This is a genomic window from Parabacteroides caecihominis (assembly GCF_023656785.1).
GTDB lineage: Bacteria > Bacteroidota > Bacteroidia > Bacteroidales > Tannerellaceae > Parabacteroides > Parabacteroides segnis.
On sequence record NZ_JAMOKS010000005.1, the window covers coordinates 118,866 to 140,208 of the forward strand.

Annotated in this window: 11 protein-coding genes; 10 read left to right on the forward strand and 1 reads right to left on the reverse strand. The window is 38.2% G+C overall.

Going from position 1 to position 21,343, the window contains the following annotated elements; translation table 11 throughout:
* The first annotated feature begins 124 nt into the window (after positions 1–124).
* Positions 125–874 carry a DeoR/GlpR family DNA-binding transcription regulator gene (locus NBH14_RS05400; RefSeq protein WP_186958618.1) on the forward strand — a complete coding sequence of 250 codons (750 nt, stop codon included), beginning with the start codon at positions 125–127 and terminating at the stop codon, positions 872–874.
* Positions 875–969: 95 nt separating this feature from the next.
* Here NBH14_RS05400 and NBH14_RS05405 read toward each other — a convergent pair whose 3' ends face one another.
* On the reverse strand, positions 970–2,490 hold the full coding sequence (locus NBH14_RS05405; RefSeq protein ID WP_250817235.1) for a BACON domain-containing protein: 1,521 nt from the start codon (positions 2,488–2,490) through the stop codon (positions 970–972).
* Between the two features lie 138 nt (positions 2,491–2,628).
* On the opposite strand from NBH14_RS05405, the gene NBH14_RS05410 reads away from it, so the two are divergent.
* From NBH14_RS05410 to NBH14_RS05450, 9 genes are all read left to right on the forward strand, one after another.
* Entirely contained in the window at positions 2,629–3,543 is a 915-nt protein-coding gene (locus NBH14_RS05410; RefSeq protein WP_186958620.1) for a FecR family protein, read from the forward strand.
* A 43-nt stretch (positions 3,544–3,586) separates the two neighbouring features.
* Positions 3,587–6,934, forward strand: coding sequence for a TonB-dependent receptor (locus NBH14_RS05415; protein ID WP_186958621.1), 3,348 nt, complete (start codon positions 3,587–3,589; stop codon positions 6,932–6,934).
* A 55-nt stretch (positions 6,935–6,989) separates the two neighbouring features.
* Positions 6,990–8,681 (forward strand): RagB/SusD family nutrient uptake outer membrane protein, encoded by a 1,692-nt coding sequence (locus tag NBH14_RS05420; protein ID WP_250817237.1) that lies wholly within the window; start codon positions 6,990–6,992, stop codon positions 8,679–8,681.
* Between the two features lie 31 nt (positions 8,682–8,712).
* Positions 8,713–11,496, forward strand: coding sequence for a SusC/RagA family TonB-linked outer membrane protein (locus NBH14_RS05425; RefSeq protein WP_186958623.1), 2,784 nt, complete (start codon positions 8,713–8,715; stop codon positions 11,494–11,496).
* 23 nt (positions 11,497–11,519) lie between these two features.
* Complete coding sequence (locus tag NBH14_RS05430; RefSeq protein WP_186958624.1) at positions 11,520–13,229, forward strand: RagB/SusD family nutrient uptake outer membrane protein; 1,710 nt, start codon at positions 11,520–11,522, stop codon at positions 13,227–13,229.
* A gap of 35 nt (positions 13,230–13,264) precedes the next feature.
* A complete protein-coding gene (locus tag NBH14_RS05435; protein ID WP_186958625.1) occupies positions 13,265–14,071 on the forward strand; it encodes a PKD domain-containing protein in 807 nt (268 codons plus the stop codon).
* 57 nt (positions 14,072–14,128) lie between these two features.
* On the forward strand, positions 14,129–15,928 hold the full coding sequence (locus NBH14_RS05440) for a DUF6259 domain-containing protein (RefSeq protein ID WP_186958626.1): 1,800 nt from the start codon (positions 14,129–14,131) through the stop codon (positions 15,926–15,928).
* Positions 15,929–16,174: 246 nt separating this feature from the next.
* A complete protein-coding gene (locus NBH14_RS05445) occupies positions 16,175–17,800 on the forward strand; it encodes a hypothetical protein (protein ID WP_186958627.1) in 1,626 nt (541 codons plus the stop codon).
* Positions 17,801–17,819: 19 nt separating this feature from the next.
* On the forward strand, positions 17,820–21,137 hold the full coding sequence (locus tag NBH14_RS05450) for a DUF5107 domain-containing protein (protein WP_186958628.1): 3,318 nt from the start codon (positions 17,820–17,822) through the stop codon (positions 21,135–21,137).
* The last annotated feature ends 206 nt before the right edge of the window (positions 21,138–21,343 follow it).

Sequence of the window (21,343 nt, forward strand, 5' to 3'; positions counted from 1 at the left end):
AACAGCCTTTGAATAAATATCGCAAAACACCGCATTCAATAAAGAAATGTATCATTATTCTTTGTTTATAGACTGAAATATACATATATTTGCGGTAATAAGCAACACATAAAACTGCATAAACATGCTAAAAGAGGAAAGACACCAGTACATATTAAACCGCATAGATCAGAATTACCGCATCTATATAACATCTCTAAGTGCAGAACTGGGAGTCTCGGACGACACCCTTCGGCGTGACCTGACGGAGCTGGACGAACGGGGATTATTAACTAAAGTGCATGGAGGTGCCATTGCGAAATCAGGCATTCCGATCGAGTTCACAGACCGGCTGAATACGGGAATACCGGCTAAACAACAAATGGCAGCCAAAGTGATCCCAATGTTCCGGACAGGTGATATTTTATTGATAGACGGCGGAACATCCAACCTGGAAGTAGCCCGGAAAATCCCTTCGAATATGGAACTGACAGTTTACACCAACAGTTTCCCGATAGTTAACACCCTTATGCATCATCCCAAACTGGAACTAATCTTTCTGGGAGGAAAAGTATTCCCTTCTTCGCAGGTAACTGTCGGCGTTTCTGTCTTTCAGGCATTGCAAACCGTACGCCCCGACTGGTTGGTTTTAGGGATCAGCAACGTGCATCCTCAACAAGGATTGACAGCTCCCGACAGAGAAGAGGCAATGATGAAACGGCTAATGATAGAACGCGCCCAAAAAAGAATCATCCTGGCAGACAGCTACAAACTGAATACGGCAGAAGCCTATACGGTTGCCTCTTTGGGAGACATTGACTATCTTGTTACCGAAAACAACAAAGTTGATTATATCAAACAGCACTGGCCAAAAAGCTCTTACACGGTCATGTAACAGAGTTGAGGAAATGTTCTCCTCAACCGGTAATTCTCATTAGTACGCATAGTAATCCCCGATACATAGGCAGGAAATCAGAAAATGATAAAGAACTATTCTTCCGCCCTAAAAGTAAACGAGATATTACCTGGCGAATTATCCAGATAGTTTGCCAATGTGAATTCGAGCGGATAAATATGATCGGCTCCTGCATTAATTCCATCTTTGTAGGCATTCACTACATCCAGATTCCCTTTTTGGACCTGCACATTCTTATCTTCATCAAAATAAACATAGCAGAGATCCACTGTCGAAAGCAGACTGGTTTCTTCCGGAGACAACGGTTCATCAGCCAACACCTTATCTATCGCTAATTTAACATCGCGCGAATCTGTGTCCGATTCAACGATCAGCAATCCGACCCTGCCATAACCGACAGAAGAAACATACGAAGCGCCTTTTGCTTTATCTGCATCTTTCAGTTCTTCCTTTATAAGCTTTTTCGGAATATCTATATCTAACGTAAAGAAGGTCCGCTTGAATGAATAAATTACTCCGTACTTCCGAGTCATTTCTTTTTCCTTGAAAGAAACATCCGACATGATTTCGTCCAGCTTCACTCCCAGGTTAACCATCCCGACAGTATGTAACTGCTTATGAGTATAAAATTCAAACCAACCTTTATCTTCAACCAAAGTACCACTTTGGGTGGATATATTCCCAACGATTTGCCGGGCAAATGTTTCTTGCTCTATCGGTGAAGGAATATAGGTTTTCATAACTTCAGCAACAGGAGCAGATGTTGAAACGGTAATCGGATTGAAGGTATAACCAGTAAATTCAGGTATATTGATATTGGATTGGGTAGTATGACAGACAAGGTTTCCTACATAAATCTCATCCCGGATAGCCGGATTTATAAATAAATTGTCTGTCAACGTAGAATACATTCCCTGAGTGGATGACATTTGTTTAAAACGGAAAATAGGCAACCACGGTAACCGGATAACATCACTAAGACCAAACTGATTGATAAGCAAATCAATCTGCATATTTTCCCCTATAATTGACATGTATGAATGCCTCATACCCGGATTACGATTTTCTTTCACCTCGATAGTTATTTCAGCAGAACCTTCACCAGAGGAAGGACTGACAGAAATCCACCTATAGAAATTCTCAGACATTTTCCATGGTCTGTTGGTGGTCAGCTTTATACGTTTTATCCCCGCACCAGTCGACATTTGTACAGGATTTTGACTCAGTTCTATAAAAGGATCTGCTTCTGCCAGGCTCAATTGTTCCACTTCCAACGTCTCCGTTGCTTTCCCATGGGAAAATTGCAGAGAAGCCTTTCTTCGTTCAGCCCCTTTATTTTCTGCCACCTTGATAGTTACCATGCCATAACCATCGCCCGATGTAGGACTGGCCGAGATCCAATCCGGAATATTCTGAATCTCCCACAGACCATTCGCCATAAGATCTATGCACTCTTCCCCGCCTTCCTGATTTATTAAGAGAGAAGTTGTATACAATTCGAGCGTATCCTTTTCTCTTTCCAGCTTACTACAGGAAATGGATATTGTCAATAGAAAAAGATTGATTATTAAGAATAGAAACAGTCTGTTATTCATTGTTCCAAGAATTTATACATCACATAGATAAACCGACGGCAAGTTATAAAAATATTTTGAGAAAAATAAAAATATTTTATATCTCCATGTAGTGTTCCATGTCGATGACGTGTATTTATATATAGAATGCAAAGAATTATGAATAAAAAAGAAGAAAAAACATATTCGAAAAATAAAGTCAACTGGGCACCTTTCATCTACATATTGAGAAAGGAGTGGGAAAAACCCGGAGTAGATTCTGAAGAAGATGAAATAATACGTGAACGGATTTGGGAAAGTATCCATAAAAACATACATAAGAAACATTTTTGGAAATCTCGTTACCTCTTCTTCTTGCAAGCTACTAGCATAGCTGCCGTTATTCTAATATGCTTTTTTACCTTCAAATCATTTTTATTTGAAAAAACAGAAGAAGCGAGACAACCTAACATACTATTAATTACAGCCGTAAACAGCAAAGTATGCATCTTACCGGACGGAACAAAAGTTTGGATGGAGGCAGGCAGCGAACTTCTTTTCTCTGAGAATTTTACAGAAAACAGAGAACTTTGGTTAAGAGGTAACTCAACATTCGAAGTCGTGAAGCAAAATGGAAATGACTTCAAAGTACATCTTACCAATTCGTATGTAGAAGTGAAAGGAACAAGTTTTTTTATAAATCAGGATATCCCCGAAGCTAATATCATTGCTTTATATAGCGGTAAGATAAATCTTGTTCAGGGAAAAAATGAAGATGTCATCAAGCTATATCCTTCCCAGCGAATTATATACAATTCGCTGGAAGTATCAGCACAGGTAATACCCATATACGAAAACATACATTGGGTAAACGGGAACTACAGACTTTCGCAAATAAACCTAACCGACCTCGTCGATTTTTTAGACTGGAAATATAATACTAAAATAGAGTTAGAAAAACTACCTCGAAAAAGCCTTAAAGTTACGGGTAATATACGTTATGATGAATCCCTTGAATCTGTATTAAATAAAATAAGTTACAGTTTGAATTTAAAATACAAGCAAATAGACAATAAGTATATCATACACAGATAAATAGAGAGACGTTAACCTTAGTTACTAATTAAAAAGAAAAGAAATGAAAAAGAAAAAATGGCTAAACAGGACTATGTATAAAGGGCTGGTGCTAGTTCTGTTTTTTTGTTCAAGCCTTGCCTTGTATGCTTCCCCTCAAATATATATAAAGGGGCAATCAATGAGTCTGTTACAGATTATACAAGACATAGAAAAGAAAAGCGACTATTCTTTTTTCTACAATCCTGATGATTTATCGGGATTGATCCTCGACGAAATCGACTGCAATGGTTCTATTGAAGGCGTGTTAGCTATCGTTCTAAAAGGCCATGACATCGATTATCAAATCAAAGGGAAAGAAGTTGTATTAAGAAAAAATGCAAAAGTACCTGTTGTTACCCAACAAAAGAAAGAACGTATTGTTAAGGGTACGATTTTAGATGCAGAAGACGGTTCTCCCATTATCGGAGCCAGCGTTGTCATAAAAGGGACACAGAAAGGGGTGATCACGGATTATGACGGCATCTTCTCTATATCCTTTCCCGGGGAAAGCTGTACATTGGAAATAAGTTACCTCGGCTATCAGAAACAAACAATAAATATCACCAATCAAACCGAAGTAAACATACGTCTTCGACTCGATAATCAGATATTGGAAGAAGTCGTTGTTGTAGGCTACGGGACTCAGAAAAAAGAGACGGTCACCGGTGCTATTGCCGCTATCAATTCTGAAAAACTCGTACAATCACCGCAAGCAAATATCTCAAATTCCCTGGCAGGCAGACTTCCCGGTGTACTGGCCATCCAAAGAAATGGAGAGCCGGGAGGCGACGCAACCGAATTACGAATAAGGGGAACCGGTACATTCTCCGGTTCATCCGGCCCGCTGGTCATGATTGACGGTATCGAAAGTTTAAACTTCAACAATCTGGATCCTAATGAAATAGAAAGTGTCAGCATTTTAAAAGATGCATCTGCCACAGCAGTCTATGGAGTAAGAGGTGCAAACGGAGTTTTACTTATTACCACTAAAAGAGGGACCAAGCAAGCCCCTGTAATAAGTTTTTCAACCAATGTTGCTGTAACCCAATTCACCGACTTAAGAAAGAATCTGGGAAGTTACGAATGGGCAAAAACATTCAATGAGGCTCTAAAGTATAATTCTTATATAACAGGGAACTACATCCCTAAATTTACCGAAGAGGATTTGGAACATTACAAAAAAGGCGATGACCCTATCTTTTATCCGGATACGGACTGGATATCTATGATGTTACGCAATCACTCTTTACAGACTCAATCTAATTTTAATATAAGTGGCGGAACCGAGAATATCAAATATTTTATTACCGCAGGAATCTTTGACCAACAAGGCTTGTTTAATAACACAAGCTTGACGGGAGACAACTATCAAATGAGATTCAGACGTTACAATTTTCGTTCAAATTTTGATATAAATATCACTAAAAGATTAACATCCAGTGTCAATCTATCGGCACAAATCGAGGACAGGAAAGGCCCAATCGCCGGGGTGAATTACATTATGGACAGACTATATAATGCACCTCCTAATATTTCGCCGGGTATTGTGGACGGAAAAATTATAAACGTATATGATGTATTTGGAGGAAACCCTTTGGAACAGCTACTTGGTACAGGGGTACACAACGAATATGTAAGTTACCTCACAAGTCTGGTAAAACTAAAGTATGATTTCGATCATCTCGTTAAAGGATTAAGTGCACATGGTACAATCTCTTACTGGCATTACATGCAAAACGACAAGAAATATCATAAATCTGCTCAAACCTATAATCCGATCAGAAACAGTGACGGAACCATTCTATACGCTCCTCAAAAAGAAGAAAAACCTTTTGGTTTTGAAGAAGTGAATGCAAAAACAAGAAGAATATATCTGGAGTTTGCATTAAATTACAGCAGACAAATAAAAGATCATAGTTTCACGGCAATGCTTCTATATAACCAAAGTAAATTGCATGATCCCACCCTTGCATACGCCATACCTAACGGTGTTCAAGGGCTTGTAGGAAGGGTTACTTATGACTATAAAAAACGTTATCTGGCTGAATTTAATGCCGGTTATAACGGTACTGAAAATTTTGCAAAAGGAAAACGCTTCGGTTTTTTCCCGGCCTATTCTTTAGGATGGGTCGCTTCAGAAGAAGCGTTTTTCCCCAAAAACAAGACTGTTTCATTCCTGAGAATCAGAGGATCTTATGGAGAAGTAGGTAATGATAAAGTAGGCGGAACAAGGTTCCTTTATAATCCATCGTCTTATGTTTATCAGAACAACACATATTATTTCGGAAAGCCAGGCTCCACATTCCAACCCTACCAGGGTTCTTCAGAAGGAGTTATAGGTAATCCGTCATTAACCTGGGAGCGGGCAAGGAAAGCAAATATAGGTGCGGATATTCATTTCTGGGACAACAAGATAAGATTTACAGGAGATTATTTTTATGAAACCAGAAATAACATATTGGCAACTCCGCAAACCACACCCGAAATAACAGGAGTTACATTTCCGGCCCAGAATTTAGGTAAAATGAAAAACTATGGGTTCGAATTAGATCTCGCCTACGAAAATAATATCCGGGAATTTAACTATTGGGCACAAGGCAACTTCACCTATGCCACCAACCGGATACTTTTCCAGGATGAAGTCAACAGAGTATATCCTTATAGCTACCGGACAGGACAAAGATACGGACAATATTTCGGATACATCGCAGAGGGCTTCTACAACACATGGGAAGAAGTGAACGATGCCAACCGACCTGTGTCAATTGAAAACAGTAATAAAATAATGCCAGGTGATATTAAATTCAAAGATATCAACGGCGATGGAATTATTAATGCCGACGATATGGTTCCTATCGGTTATTCAGACTTTCCCGAAATAATATATGGTGTATCGTTTGGTGGAGAATTTAAAGGATTCGATTTTTCCGTATTATTTCAAGGAGCCACCAACGTGAGCCGATATACTTATATCACCAGCGTGCGTCCTTTCGAAAACGATCAAATGGCACAGGCATACATTCCTAAGATGTCGTGGACGTACGAAAAATATCTGAATGGAGATGAAATCAAATTACCTCATCTTTCCGCTCAACAAGTCCAAAAGCACAATTATCAATCGTCTACTTTCATTGTACAGGACGCAAGTTACCTGAGACTGAAAAATGTGGAAATAGGATATACATTCGAACATTCTATTTTGAAAAAAATCAGAGCTTCTTCTCTAAGACTTTACATAAATGGAAATAACTTAATTACATGGCACGGACTGTATCCGGGAGAAGATCCGGAACAAGTATCACGAGGTGGAGACTGGGCTCCTTACCCTAATACGAGAGTTATTAATTTCGGGTTTAACATTAAATTTTAATACCATGAAAAACAGAAAGTTTATCATAATATGCAATAGCATAATCCTTCTTTGGATGTTAATCTCTTCATCATGCGAAGACATGATGGGACATTATTTAGACAAAGCACCAGGTGTCGATGTAACGCTCGATACCATTTTCTCAACACAACGAAATGCAGAAACATTTATAGTAAACATGTATAAAGTCGGTATACATACCGATCTGCCCAAATGGGATGACCTGGATGGCAGAAGGGATGCTATCTATGCCTGCACAACGGATGAAGCAGAAAACGGAGCTTCCTGGTATTGGTGCCAAAATTTTAATAATGCAGCACAAAATCCTAATTGGAGTGGTGATGACGGAAGAAGATGGGTCAGATGGAGGGCCATCAGAAATACCAATATCCTTTTAGAAAAAATAAATGATGTCCCCAGCACCGAACCTAATTTTAAAGAACAAGCTGCCGGACAAGCCCGATTTATCAGAGCATTAAATTATTTCGAAATGCTCAAACGGTATGGCGGCATGCCTATCGTTAGAAAAAGTCTGGACATGACCGACGATCTGAAAATCCCAAGAAGTACTTTTGCTGAAATGGTCGATTTCATAATAGGCGATTGTGATACGGCAGCGATGCTACTTCCCGACAAATGGTCCGAGACATTTACCGGGAAAGCTACAAAAGGAGCTGCTTTAATGTTGAAATCAAGAACACTGCTCTATGCAGCAAGTCCTTTATTCAATTCCAACACTCCTTATATCGATTTACCGGGTAACAACGATATCCCGACTTATGGGAGTTATGATAAGAACAGATGGAAAAAAGCGGCAGATGCAGCTAAAGCGGTCATAGACTGGGCACCATCCGGTTCAATCGCACTCGTTACTAATCAAGGAGTCGATAAAAATTACAGGTATGTCTGGGAAGTACCCGACAACCAGGAAATCATATTATCTACAAAATTTGCAGGACTGGAAGGATACTGGTATATGGCTTTCAAATCAATCAATAATTTCTACATCAGTGAGGCAGGAACCTCCGTCACATTCAATTTTGTAAAAAAATACGAAAAAATTGATGGAACTCCTCAGAACTGGGCACCAAATGGCGGAGATGATCTGAATCAAAAATATGCAGAATTAGATCCCCGCTTCGCCCAGTCGGTAGCATATAACGGTTCCTATTGGAATCCCGACTTTCCATCACTCAAAATGTTTCAGGGAACAGATGAAGTAGCCGCCAATCAACCTCCACGCATAGGATGTAAAGGAGGACACTGGCTACGCAAATGGATTCCGGGAACACTGACATCATCAACCAATGCATACGTAAACTGGTATCTGTTCAGACTCGCAGAAGCATATTTGAATTATGCAGAAGCAATCAATGAATCTGAAGGTCCGGTAGCAGAAGCTTATGATGCAGTCAATATTATAAGGAAACGTTCCGGAATGCCGGATTTCCCTCCGGGACTTTCTCAGGAAGAGTTTCGCAAAAAAATAAGGAATGAACGTAGTATCGAACTCGCATTCGAGGACCATAGACTGTGGGATATCTATCGCTGGATGATCGCAGAAGAAGATGGAGTTATGAGAGGCAACATGTGGGGGCTAAATATATATAGAATCGGTACCAGCAATGAATACAGATATGAACCGTATGTATTCGAAACGCGTACATTCAACAAAAGTATGTACCTACATCCTATGATGCAAAATGAGATAAATAAGGGTTATTTAATTCAAAATCCAGGTTGGTAATAAATTGTTTGACATATAAAAGTTAACCGAGATGAAATATAAAATACTGCACAATAGATACATATTAATTACAATACTAATTAATATATTTTTCATTACATCTGCACAAGATGACTTAACTACCGACTCGTTAGTTAATAAGAATGTTAGGATAGGTTTCGACAGTCAGAGCGACTGGAAAAGAACAAGTGCTATGTCTACCATTTCAGGGGAAAAGCTCTCGCGGGGATTTTCTTCAACTTTAGGCAATTCTCTAAATGGAAAACTGCCGGGTCTCACCACAATCTATGGGGAAGGAGAACCCGGAGTAGCCATACCGTGGCAATTGATACGAGGACATAATACCTATAACAGTGGAAGATCACCATTAATTATCGTAGACGATTTCGAATGTTTTTATGAACAACTTATCCCAGAAGAGATTGAGTCGGTATCAATATTAAAAGATGCAGCTGCAACCGCTATCTACGGGGCAAAAGGGGCAAACGGCGTTATCCTCATAACAACGAAAAGAGGAACGGAAGGCCCTATGAAAGTTAGTTTTGGAGCACAATACGGTCTGTCCAAAGCTAAAAGATTACCAGAGTTCGTCGATTCGTATACGTATGCAAACTTGTATAATGAAGCACTGACGAATTATGGCGAATCTCCATTGTATACCAACGAACAGCTTGCTAAATATCAAAACGGAAGCGATCCTTATTTCTATCCAAATGTGAATTGGTATGATCAGGTATTGAGAACGACTGCTCCTTTATCCGAGTTTAATCTCACAGTCAGCGGAGGCCAGAACAATGTAAATTACTACGTATTACTAAATGCGCTCACTGAAGCCGGTCTATTAAAAAAGACCAAAAATCTGACTGATTTCTCTAATAACTCCGGCTATACCCGTTATAATATCAGAACGAATGTCGATGTCAATGTCACAAAAGACTTCACTGTAGACTTTAAATTAGGTCTTACGATTGCAGACAAAACTAATCCTAAAAGTTTGAATACGGACGGATTATTCGATCTGCTTTCTTCCATTCCTTCAAACTCCTTTCCTGTATATAATCCGAACAATAGTTATGGAGGAAACGCATTATATTCCAATCCGTGGGGCGACATGTTGGAAACAGGCTCATACACATCCAACAAAAGGACATTCCAGTCCGTACTCCGGTTAACCCATAAATTAGACATGATTCTACCCGGACTGAGCGCGACTGCCGGTATTGCGTTTAACAATAGATTTGAAGGGTATTCGCATAAAACAAGAACTTATCAAAGATTTGCAATCGCACAAACGGAGTCAGGAGATGTTTATACATCTTTCGGAGATAATACGTCATTATCGGCAGACGAAAGTACAGGTGACAAATGGAGAAATTTTTCCTTCCAAGGGGGTCTCTACTACAATCAGGCTTTCGGTAAACATACGGTCGACGGTATGCTAAATTATCTGCTCAATACATACACCGAAGGAGGTAATAATATTGCCTACAAACATCTGGGGTGGAACGGACGACTTACTTATACCTATAACAAAAGATATATCGGAGAATTTTCTATTTCATACAACGGATCAAATAATTTTGCCCGTGACCATAGATTCGGATTTTTCTCTGCTTTATCTGCCGGATGGGTTATAAGCGAAGAGAACTTCATGAAAGAACTATCAGCAATCGATTATCTTAAATTAAGAGGCTCTTACGGAAAAACGGGGAATGATAACATCGGAGCTCCCCGCAGATTTATGTATGAGCCTTATTATGAAGGGATATCCAGTTACTTTTTCGGTTCGTCCAACACATGGATGCAGACGTATGCGGAAGGTATTCTGGCAAATCCGGACCTGACATGGGAAAAAGAAAAACAATGGAATATCGGAGTAGATGCAACAGTATTAAAGTTCCTGAATTTTAATCTGGACATCTTCAACAAAAACCGGTACGATATACTTTCTCAACCCAACAGAACTGTACCGCAATTCCTCGGAATAACACTTCCTTATCAAAACGTGGGAAAAGTAGAAAATAAAGGGGTAGAATTTGAAGCTGGATTCGACAACAGCAACACAAAAAAGGATTGGGGTTTATATGCAAACTTCAATTTAGGTTACGCAACAAATAAAATCAAGTACAATGCAGAAACATTGTATTCATACGATTATCAAAACAGAACCGGAAAAATGATAGATCAGCCATTTGTTTTGGAAGCTATAGGCTTCTTCCGCGATGAAGCAGATATCGAGAATTCACCTTTACAAACATTCCAGTCCGTTAAGCCTGGTGATGTAAAATATAAAGATCAGAACAACGACGGTATTATTGATCAAAACGACTTCTACCCCATTGGTTATAATGCTGTTCCGGAAATATCATATGGTTTTACATTCGGTGCTAAATACAAAGGATTCGATCTGGATATATTTTTTCAGGGTTTAGCAAACAGAACAGTTTATTTATCCGGGAAAAATTATGAAGCATTACAGAATAATGGAAATATTCCATCAATAGCAGAAGACAGATGGACTCCACAGCATACAAATGCCACCTATCCGAGCTTGTCGACTAAAAACAACAACAATAATTTTCAGTCTTCAACACTCTGGCAAAGAAACGGCAACTTTTTAAAACTGAGAAGTATAGAGTTAGGATATAGTTTGAACGATAACATTATCAAGAAACTAAAATTAAAACAAATACGCTTCTTTATCAATGGTTCTAATCTGCTAACGTTCGACAAAGTAGATATAGCCGATCCTGAAAAATTATCAGGATATCCGGCAACTATGTCTGTAAGCCTAGGTGCAAACCTTAAATTTTAATTATTTACCCAATAACTAAAAAGATGAATAAGATTAAATATACCATATTGGCAGGTTTTTTACTTAGTATTCTTTACTCCTGCGATTCCTATTTAGATCGTGAATTATCCACCGATCTTACCTATAATGAAGTAACCAGATATTACTCATATAGCAGATCGCGTGTGGCGGCAGTCTATGCTAGAATAGCACCCGGCTTTCTTAACATAAATGATGCTATGATGGCCTCTGCTACGGATGAAGCAGAACATACAATTGAATCTTCAAGTATACAAATGTTTAACCTCGGTTCATGGAATGCCTATTCCAATCCAGATAATGCATGGCCAACATATTATAAAGCGATAAGAGATGCAAATCTGGTTTTAGTTTCATTAGACAGTATCGATTTCGATATTTATAAATATGATCCCCGGCAACAACAAGTATATCAGGCCCGGTTGGAAGAAGTAAACAGATGGAAATATGAAATCAGATTTTTAAGAGCTTATTTCTATTTCGAATTAGTCAAAAGATACGGCGGAGTACCTATTCTTACAGAAGCCATAGCAAACGTTAATGACAATTTCAATAATATAAAGAGGAATACCCTGGAACAGTGTATCAAATTCATTACCGACGAATGTGACAGTACAGCCAAAGTCCTGCCAGTCAGATATGGTTCCGACGATCTGGGGAGAGCTACGAGTATAGCAGCATTGGCCCTGAAAAGCCGAATACTTCTGTATCAAGCCAGTGATTTATGGAACACTCCGGCATGGGCAGAAAGTTATGCAGATAACGCATTGATTTCAATATCAGGAAACAGAGTCGAAATGTGGAAGAAAGCAGCTGATGCAGCAAAGGCTGTCATCGAATTAGCAGAAGGTAATGGTTATTATATACATCCGGATTATAACTCTCTTTTTGGTTCAACTAATTTTACAAACGATGAAATACTTTTTGCCAGAAGGGATGGAGATTCATATTGGTTTGAAAGATTGAATTACTCTATTGGTTTCAATTTAGGTCAGAGCGGAACCACTCCTTCTCAAAACCTGGTCGACGCTTACGAAACGCTTAATGGGAAAAATATAAATAGCGAAGGTTCCGGATATGATAAAAATGACCCGTACTCAAACAGAGATCCACGTTTAAAATATTCAATTCTGACTAATGATATCTGGTTCAAAGGGCGAAATATGGAGATGTGGAATGGAGGAAAAGACGCGCCTCCCATTGCCAATGCAACAAAAACCGGATATTATCTCAGAAAATACGTCAATGAGAATTTGAATCTACTGACTAACCAAACAAGTGTTCATAGTTGGGTTATATTCCGCCTGGCAGAATTTTATCTGAATTATGCGGAAGCTTTGAACGAATACTCTCCCGGACATAAAGAGATCAAGGAATCAGTCGATAAAATCCGACAACGTGAAAATGTAGGACTTCCCCCACTGCCAGACGGACTGTCACAGGATGAAATGAGAAACAGCATACGTAACGAACGTAGGGTGGAGTTTGCTTTTGAAGACCATAGGGCATGGGATTTAAGGAGGTGGATGTCAGCAGTAGATATTTTGAACGCACCGCTGCAAGGGATGAAGGTTACAAAAAAACAGGATAATACATTCATTTACGAGCCGGTCAAAGTGGAAGACCGCGTCTTCTCTCCTAAAATGTATTTTTACCCGATACCCCAAAACGAAGTAATGATCGTTGAAGGTATAGTACAAAATCCTTTGTGGTAATAAAAAACTTATTTTATAATTAAAAATAATTCGATATGAAAACAATAAGAGTATATTTACTGTCATTATTTATGACCATTATCTTTTTACCTTCCTGTGATTACGAGACAGGAATAAGAGATACTGATTATCCCGACCAGTTATTGTATATGCCGGCAGCTTACCAGAACGGTCGCTTTGTTATCGATGATATCACAAAAGTTACCGGGGAATTACCCTTCGAAGGAAGCATATACAGGTACAAAATAGACACAGAGAACAGGCTATTCATCGTACCTCTCTCTGTATACAGAGCAGGAATTGATAACAAAAAAGAAGTAAATGTTGATATTAGCATCGATACCGATACTGTAACCAGTCTGAATAATAGTAGTTCATTAGGCTACAGCTTATTGCTATTACCTGAAGAAAAAATAACAATCACAGATAAAGTCACAATAAAAGACAAAGAAGAGATTGCTATTTTTGATCTGAAGATTGATCTGGACTTCCTGTTGAGCAAATTTGCCGATCAAAATTATGGCATCGGCATAAATATTTCCAGCAAAGACAGAGAAGTGAATCCGAAACTGGCTACCACTGTGGTAATAATAAATACAAGAATTATGAAACCCACATCCGGCTTTACTTACACGATCAATAACAAAGAGGTGAAATTCAACAATACTGCTATCTATGCAGAAGAATATGTTTGGGATTTCGGCGATTCTTCATCTTCCACGGAAAAGTCACCTACACATACATACGTTTCACCCGGAAAATACAAGGTGTCGTTAACTTCGACCGGAATAACAGGTAAAACGGAAAGCTCGATTTACACAGAAGAAATTATTATAGAATAGCAAAGAAAAACGGTCTCAGTGTTTAAGAAAGTTTTTTTAATACATAAATCGTCTATCATGAAAAGAAGAAATTTTATTAAAACCACAAGTTGTGTTACTGTCGGAGCATTGCTACCTAACAGTAACATCATTTATGGTACGGAAAAAAAATATGTTGGCAGCACATTCCATACCACGGAAAATTCTCATATAAAGATTGATGGCAATACCATGTTTATTGAAACAAAAACATTAAATGCCATTTTGGAAAAAGGAATAATCATATCATTAAGATGTAAACAGACCGGCCAGGAATATATAAGAAAATCTGAAAGCAATAAAAACAGGGCTCTTCAATTAATTTATAATAATGATACCGTTAATATAAACGATGAAGTGTCCGGCAATATTACTGCCCGCAAAATTTCAAGAAACAAAGCAGAATATATTTTCCACACATGGAATGGAGACGGAATACTTTTTATTTCAGCGGATGACGAAACCGGTGATATCATTGTTGAACCGTCTGCTTATTCTTCCAGACCCGGCCTGTTAGCTTGTAGATGGAATATTGTCAATATAAAAGACACGCTCGATTTAATCGCTCCGTTTTATCAAGGGGTAAAATTAAAGCTCAACGACCCGTTGCTAAAAAACACAAGATGGAAATGGCCTTTTTCCTGGGAGGCCGGACTAGCTATACTACAAGATGATAATGGTGGTTTTTGGGTACACACCCAAGATGACAAATATAGATTCAAAGCACTGCAAACATCATCCGAAGATCCTTTCACACTGGGGTTCGACAGCGAAGCTTTCGGACCAATAGAAAATAATCTGAGTGCAGGCGGAGTTGCATGGAGAATCAATACCTATTCAGGAAATTGGCATGTCCCGGCAGAAAGATATAGGGAATGGTATTGGAAGACATATAATTTACTATCGGAAGAAAAAAAACGTCCTAAATGGTTGAATAATATCAAATTTGCTTTGTCTTGGTGCCCAGGCGATGCCCGTATTTTAGATGCTATTGCCAAAAGAATACAACCGGATAATGTATTGTTACATTTCCCGAATTGGAGAACTGACCCTTATGATGAAAATTATCCGACTTTTATTCCGAGCAATGAGGCTAAAATATTCATAAAGAAAGCTCAACAAATGGGATTCCATGTCATGCCGCATTTCAACTCCATTGATATGGACCCCTCTCATCCGGTTTTTGAACAAGTGCGCGATTTTTCATACAGAGATATCGAAAGTAAAGTTTTACAGGGATGGAGCTGGTATGATGGTAAAGGTATAGGTGTACCGGAATCTAACCTCAACCGATTAACCAATAGAGACAAAAAAGTGATGGTAAAGATTCATCCTGGTTTGGGAATGTGGAGATCTATCCTTGTAGAGAATATGCAAAAAGCTATAGCCGACCTTTCTTTAGACTCGGTATTTATAGATGTTACTCTCTGTACATGGAATATCCACAACAGTATTGTCGACTCCACTACGACTCCCGAAGGAATGAACAAACTGATAAAATATGTAGCTGGCATTAACGATGGAATAGCCGTGGGCGGTGAAGGCTTGAACGAGATAACAGCCCAAGCACAATCATTTGCACAAGTACATTTGTTCAAACACGGAGCCGATGGTTATGAAAGAGGAAGTGATTGCGACCTGAATCATTTCTTGTTCAGCAAAATATGCAAACCATTCGGATATAGCGGACTAAGCGGCAAAAATGAACAAGAATCCCTCAGGATGAAAGTTCATCTGGATCATGGAGCCATACCGACTATCACGATTAATAGTCCCGACGAGATAATCAATCCCAATCCAGCCGTATCAGAGATGTTTAAAATGGCAATTGGTAAATAACAATTCAAATTAATACAATAAGACATGAAAAACATATATATATTATCTCTCTTTTTACTCTTTTCCGTTGTAAATCTTCATTCTCAACAAATGATCTCGATTACAGACTTTAATTATACACCGGGAAGCCAGGATAATGTTATTCCCGCATTAAAGAAAGCGATTGAAAAATGCAAGATGTACGACTCGGTCATCTTAGTTTTCCCAAAAGGACGGTATGATTTTAGTTCGGTAAGCAACGATCCTATGAAAATAACAATTGGAATTGATCTACAGAATATGAGAAATATCACCCTGGAAGGAAATGGTTCTGAATTTATCTTTCACGGCAGAAAAATGCAAATTGCCAACATAGATTCATGTACGAATGTAATCCTGCGTGACTTCTCTATCGATTGGGATAGACCCTACATTTCTCAAGCAACCATTGTAAACGCCTCCAACTCTTTTCTGGATGTAGAAATTGACAAAGAAGAATATCCTTTTGTCATTGAAAACGGTAAAATACAATTCATCGGAGAAGATTGGAAAATGCCTGTTATGGACACCTATAATAATCTATACGATAAAAATAACAAAGAAATCGTTTACAACACCTGGGATAGTCCTTTAGGAAACATCTTCAGTCAAAAAGCGGAAAAATTACCCAATGGTCATATTCGCTTTCATGGAAAAACACCTTACAAACCCGAACCGGGTACTTATGTCAGTCTTTTTCATCAGCGCTATGCCGTAAACGGATTTCATATTAGGAACAGTAAAAATATAACCTTGAAAAATCTACAAATTTACCATGCTTTAAGCCACGGAGTATTAGGAGAACGTACGGAAAATATCACAATGGATAATGCCTCAATGATGGTAAATGAAAAGAAGGGCAGAGTGTTCAGCATCATTGCCGATGCCTCACATTTCATTAATTGCAAGGGCACGATAACAATCACCAACTGCGCTCATACCGGTCAGGGAGATGATTTTATAAACGTACACGGAATAAATTCTAAAATAACAAAAGTAATCAATAACCATACTATCGAAGTTAACGAAAGAGGACGGTTAAATGAACCTGGCGATGAAGTATGGTTTATCAATAAAGAAACCGTACAACGGGGAGAAGTTGCTGTCATCGAATCCAAAGAATCTATTTTTGAAAATGGGAAATTTTCAGGCTTCCGTTATACTTTCACCAAACCAGTTCTTTCTAAAATCAAAGAAAATGATTTTGTAGAAAATAAAACATGGAATGCGGAGCTAATCCTAAAAAAGTGCAGTATATTGAAAAAAAACAGGGCAAGGGGCATACTTGTAACCACCCCTGAAAAAGTGCTTATCGAAGATAATTATTTCAGAACTGCCGGTACCGCCATTCTTATTGAAGGCGATCTCGATTATTGGTTCGAGTCCGGAGCTAACTCGAATGTAAACATTTGCAATAATACTTTTGAAGATTGCCTTACTTCCGGTAACAGGGATGAAAGCCGCGGACAATGGGGAGATGCAGTTATAACGATTACCCCATCTCACAAACCCCAAAATAACCAAGAAGAGCCTTATCACAAAAACATAAACATTAAAAATAATCTATTCAAAATCTTTGATGCTCCCCTAGTACGGGCAAGATCTGTCAGGAACTTTGTATTTAGCAAAAATCAGATCGAAAAAACAAATACTTATCAACCATATACATGGCAAAAATCCGCATTTATGCTTGACGGTTGCAGAGACGTTGTCATCAAAGGCAACACCATAGACAAGAATTATACAAGCAAAGAGATCTTGATCGAACACATGAAAAAGAATGATATAAAAACAGATGACTTCAAGATTGATTTGCTCGATAATAGAAAAGTGAATACGCATCTCGAATGGTAAAATTTAAAAGAAAGTAATCATGAAGAATAAAGTATTGTTAGCTGTATTTATCTATATGGGCTTCACTTTAAATATGAATGCCCAAAATAAAGTATTACTTGAGGAAAGAGCGGTAATAATGCCTACCTATCCAGTTGCTCCGGCCGAAAAAAATCCTATATTTTTTAAGAACGAAGCATTTCAAGGAGCTTCAAGACATTATTACCCGTTAAAACTAAACGATCAGTTCAATTCTGAAAAAACAGAACAACCATGGAATTTTGTACTCCTCAGCAACGACTATATTGAAATTGGGGTTTTACCTGAGATTGGAGGTAAATTGTATTATGCAACAGATAAGACAAACAATTACAATTTCATCTACAAAAATAATGTTATCAAACCATCCAATATAGGTATGACAGGAGCATGGGTATCGGGAGGTATTGAGTGGTGCGTAGTACATCATCACCGCGCATCGACTTTTCTTCCAATGAACTACACAACTGTTGAAAATGAGGATGGCAGTAAAACCGTATGGGTTGGAGAACATGAACCACGCCATGGAATGAGATGGACAATCGGCATTACTGTTTTTCCGGATAAAGCCTATTTTAAAGTTCAGGGAAGATTATTCAATTCAACTCCATTCACCCATTCTTTTTTGTATTGGGCGAATGTGGCTGCACATACGAATGAGAACTATCAGGCTATATTCCCACCAAGTGCCCAAATCGTAACCTATCACTCTAAAACGGATTTTGCTCATTGGCCGGTTTCCAATGAAAAATACACCAACAAACAATTTAATAACACCGACATAAGTTGGTGGAAAAATGTAAAAGAATCCGAATCTTTTTTCGTTTATGATTTGCAAGAAGACTTTATGGGAGGATACGACCATGGAAAAGATGCCGGTACGGTTCATATAGGTGACCACAACATTGTTAAAGGCGCCAAATTATGGGAATGGGGCTCCGGGACAAAAGGACAAGCCACCGAAGCTATTCTAACTGAAACAGACGGACCGTACGTGGAAATAATGGTTGGAGCATATTCCGACAACCAACCGGATTATAGCTGGATCCGCCCTTATGAAGTGAAAGAGTGGGAACAATACTGGTATCCGATTAAAGGAATGAAAGGCTTCAAGAACGCGAACCTGGAAGGAGCGGTAAATCTGGAAAAAGGTAAAAAAAACGACCTGTTTTTAGCCTATTGCCCAAGCCGGAAAATAAACAATGCAAAAATTATATTGAAGCATAAAGATCATATCGTATACGAAAATGAAACACCCATATCGCCCGACAAGCCTTTTTCAAAAAATATTTCACTTGAAATACCATTTGAAATGGAGGACATTTATACCGAATTGAGAGATATGGAAAACGACAAACTTTTGATCAGTTACCAACCGGTAAAATTAAAAGAGATAAAAGACCTACCTACTCCCTGGAAAGGGTATACTTCTCCTAAAGATACAGAAACTGTTGAGGAGTTATTTTTAACAGGTCAGCGGGTAGAACAATTTTACGTTCCGAATGAAAATCCGGTAAACTGGTATACAGAAGCATTAAAACGTGATCCCGGAAATATCAGAGTGAACACAGCCATGGGAAATATTTGTCTGAAAAATGGAGATTACAACAGTGCGAGAAAATATTTAAGTAAAGCTATCGGCAGGCTAACAAAAGACTATACCCGTCCTGTAACCTGCGAAGCTCTTTATCTGCAAGGAATAACTCTCAGAGCACTGGGATTATATGAAGAAGCAATAGATACTTTATACAGAGCTACATGGGATTATGCATTTCATGCGCCAGCTTATTTCCAACTAGCTCAGTTGTCATCAAATAAAGGAGACTACAACAAGGCATTGGAAGAAGTAAATAAATCACTAAGAACCAACAATATAGACAACAGAGCCATAGCCTTAAAAGCGGCATTGTTACGCCAACTCGGAAAAAATGATGAGGCTCTTTTAACCTTACAATCAATATTGAAAGATGATCCGCTCGACTTCAGAATCAGAAACGAATATTATCTGATACTTCAAAAACAAAATGAACTCTCAAAAGCTCAGGAAGTATTATCTTCCATTGAAAAAGATATGAGAGAGTTTGATGATAACTACCTGGAACTGGCTGTTAGTTATATAAACGATGGGTTATTTAAAGATGCAGAAGAAATTCTCTTACGATATAATGGAAATAATCCGTTTTTCGATTATTATCTCGGATATATAGAAGATAAAAGAGAAAATAGGGAAAAAGCTACCGGATATTTCAAAAAAGCAGCCGGACATACCGTTGATTATATTTTTCCATACAGGCTCGAATCGGTGAATATCCTAAAAAAAGCGCTTGAATACAATCCGGGCGATGGAAAAGCTTACTACTATTTAGGTAACATCATATATGAAAAACAACCTGAAGTTGCTATGAGATATTGGGAAAAAGCAACAGAGGTAACTCCCGCTCTTCCAATCGTGTACCGTAACTTAGGATGGGGATATTCTCATTTTTATAATGATATTGATCAAGCTATTTCATATTACGAAAAAGCCGTTCAGCTAAATAAAAATGAAGCTATTTATTATTCCGAACTGGATGCCTTATACACACAGGCTAACAAGCCAGTAGAAACCAGGTTGAAATTGTTTGAGGGCAGCGAAAACATTGTAAAGAACAGAGACGATGCTTTCATAAGGCTTATTGATGTATTGACACTGGCAGGAGAATCAGAAAAGGCTGCCTTATTACTCAATGATGCACATTTCTCATACAGGGAAGGCAGCTCAAATGTAAGAGATTTGATTATCAACGCACAAATTGTAAGCGGAATAAAATATTACAACAACAAAGACTATCAAAAAGCACTTGAGTACTTTTTAAAGTCACAAATCCAGGAAGAAGAAGCAGGTAGCGCAATCTTTGGAAACAGAGACATGCAAGTGAATTTTTATATTGCAGAAGCTTATAAAGCTCTAGGCAAACAAGCTTTAGCAAAAGAATTTTATAAAAAAGCGACGGCACTACCTTCTGGGAGAATAAATATTATGGACTATTACAAGGGCTTAAGTTACATAGAACTGGGAGATCAAACCAATGCTAAAAAAATCTTTGAAACAATGATCTCAGATGCTGATAAGAAAATACAAGGTTCCGGCAGTTCCTCTATAGGGATCAAATTCGGGAAAAGTGAAGCTGAGAATATACGACATTCCAACACTCTAACGATTAGAGGACTAGGCTATAAAGGTTTACAACAAATTCAAAATGCAAAAAACGATTTAAAACAGGCCATCGAATATTCAAATAGCAACTTATGGGCTAAAATAGAGTTGAAAAATTTATAATCCCCTACTCTGCCTGAAATACATAAAAATAACTGCTCGCCATAGAATGAAAATCTATGGCGGCATTTATTTTTCATAGATATTTACCTATGATTTGCTACTTTTGTTTTGATCTTCATAATTAGTTGCAATGAAGTAAGGGGGGTGATAACTATCGCTGTCTTTTTTGATTGTTATACAAATTATCATTACTAAACAATTAGGGC

Coding starts and splice junctions, on each gene's coding strand:
- NBH14_RS05400 (WP_186958618.1), top strand. CDS start 125: ATGCTAAAAGAGGAAAGACACCAGTACATATTAAACCGCATAGATCAG.
- NBH14_RS05405 (WP_250817235.1), bottom strand. CDS start 2,490: ATGAATAACAGACTGTTTCTATTCTTAATAATCAATCTTTTTCTATTG.
- NBH14_RS05410 (WP_186958620.1), top strand. CDS start 2,629: ATGAATAAAAAAGAAGAAAAAACATATTCGAAAAATAAAGTCAACTGG.
- NBH14_RS05415 (WP_186958621.1), top strand. CDS start 3,587: ATGAAAAAGAAAAAATGGCTAAACAGGACTATGTATAAAGGGCTGGTG.
- NBH14_RS05420 (WP_250817237.1), top strand. CDS start 6,990: ATGTTAATCTCTTCATCATGCGAAGACATGATGGGACATTATTTAGAC.
- NBH14_RS05425 (WP_186958623.1), top strand. CDS start 8,713: ATGAAATATAAAATACTGCACAATAGATACATATTAATTACAATACTA.
- NBH14_RS05430 (WP_186958624.1), top strand. CDS start 11,520: ATGAATAAGATTAAATATACCATATTGGCAGGTTTTTTACTTAGTATT.
- NBH14_RS05435 (WP_186958625.1), top strand. CDS start 13,265: ATGAAAACAATAAGAGTATATTTACTGTCATTATTTATGACCATTATC.
- NBH14_RS05440 (WP_186958626.1), top strand. CDS start 14,129: ATGAAAAGAAGAAATTTTATTAAAACCACAAGTTGTGTTACTGTCGGA.
- NBH14_RS05445 (WP_186958627.1), top strand. CDS start 16,175: ATGAAAATAACAATTGGAATTGATCTACAGAATATGAGAAATATCACC.
- NBH14_RS05450 (WP_186958628.1), top strand. CDS start 17,820: ATGAAGAATAAAGTATTGTTAGCTGTATTTATCTATATGGGCTTCACT.